This is a genomic window from Bacillus sp. SIMBA_008 (assembly GCF_046535495.1).
GTDB classification, from domain to species: Bacteria; Bacillota; Bacilli; order Bacillales; family Bacillaceae; genus Bacillus; species Bacillus subtilis.
The window spans coordinates 1-263 of record NZ_JAWRWL010000652.1; the positions used below are offsets into that span (position 1 = coordinate 1).

General features: G+C 41.1%; 1 protein-coding gene. It reads left to right on the forward strand.

Annotated features, from left to right (window positions below; genetic code table 11):
* The coding region (locus SB658_RS24835; RefSeq protein ID WP_410603065.1) for a hypothetical protein at positions 1-263 on the forward strand (263 nt) is incomplete at both ends.

The following is a 263-nucleotide window of genomic DNA, read 5'->3' on the forward strand; positions in this document are numbered from 1 at the left end:
GTCATTTCTGTCACAAAGGGTGAAGCTTATCAAGTGCAAGATGATTCGTTTACGATCAATCCGGCAGAAGGCCAGCACTACCGAAATATGCTAGATTCATTGTCTAATAGAGGCATCAATATCCAGCGGATTCTGCATTTATGGGAAGCTGCGAAAGAAGATGACAACTCGAATCGTCAAGCTGCTTTTCAGGCGCACATTGAAAAAGGCTATTACAGTTTAATTTTCTTATCTCAAGCGATTGCTGCCCAAAAAAATATTCG